This is a genomic window from Streptomyces sp. NPDC032822 (genome assembly GCF_055578825.1).
Genome location: NZ_JBVIOL010000060.1, coordinates 1 through 1,166 on the forward strand (window position 1 = coordinate 1; position 1,166 = coordinate 1,166).

A 1,166-nucleotide genomic window follows, 5' to 3' on the forward strand; every position below is an offset into this window, starting at 1 on the left:
GTCACCACCGCCCTCGACCTCATCCACGACCGGCGGGCCGAGGGCTATGACCCGCTGCAGAAACTGATGGCCCTCTTCGAGGGCGCCACCACCACCTCCCTCAAAGCCGGCCGGGCCGAGGAACTGGCCGCACTGCCGCTGGAGGAACGGCTCCGGCGGCGGATCATCGACGGTGAGAAGAACGGCCTGGAAGCCGACCTCGACGAGGCCCTCACCCAGCGTCCGGCCCTGGACATCGTCAACGAGACCCTGCTGGAGGGCATGAAAGTCGTCGGGGAGCTCTTCGGCTCCGGCCAGATGCAGCTGCCCTTCGTCCTGCAGTCCGCCGAAGTCATGAAGACCGCCGTCGCCCACCTGGAACCCCACATGGACAAGACCGACGACGAGGGCAAGGGCACCATCGTGCTGGCCACCGTCCGCGGCGACGTCCACGACATCGGCAAGAACCTCGTCGACATCATCCTCTCCAACAACGGCTACACCGTCGTCAACCTCGGCATCAAACAACCCGTCTCCGCGATCCTGGAAGCCGCCCAGGAACACCGCGCCGACGTGATCGGCATGTCCGGACTCCTCGTCAAATCCACCGTGATCATGAAAGAGAACCTCCAGGAACTCAACCAGCGCAACATGGCCGCCGACTACCCCGTCATCCTCGGCGGCGCCGCCCTCACCCGCGCCTACGTCGAACACGACCTCCACGACCTCTACGAAGGCGAAGTCCGCTACGCCCGCGACGCCTTCGAAGGCCTGCGCCTCATGGACGCCCTCATCGGCGTCAAACGAAACATCCCCGGCGCCAGACTCCCCGAACTCAAACAACGCCGCGTCAAAACCACCACCGCGCAGGCCACCGTGGAGGAACAGCCGGAAGAAACCGGCACCGTGCGCTCGGATGTCGCCACCGACAACCCGGTGCCCGTCCCGCCCTTCACCGGCACCCGCGTCATCAAGGGCATCCAGCTCAAGGAATACGCCGCCTGGCTCGACGAAGGCGCCCTCTTCAAAGGCCAGTGGGGACTGAAGCAGGCCCGCACCGGCCCGGGACCCACCTACGACGAACTCGTCGAGACCGAAGGCCGCCCCCGCCTGCGCGGCCTCCTGGACCAGCTCCAGACCGACAACCTCCTCGAAGCCGCCGTCGTCTACGGCTACTTCCCCTGCGT

General features: G+C 66.4%; 1 protein-coding gene. It reads left to right on the forward strand.

Annotation, left to right across the window (positions count from 1 at the left end; translation table 11 throughout):
* A partial coding sequence (locus ACZ5VD_RS43925) for a B12-binding domain-containing protein (protein ID WP_468686096.1) occupies positions 1–1,166 on the forward strand: 1,166 nt, incomplete at both ends.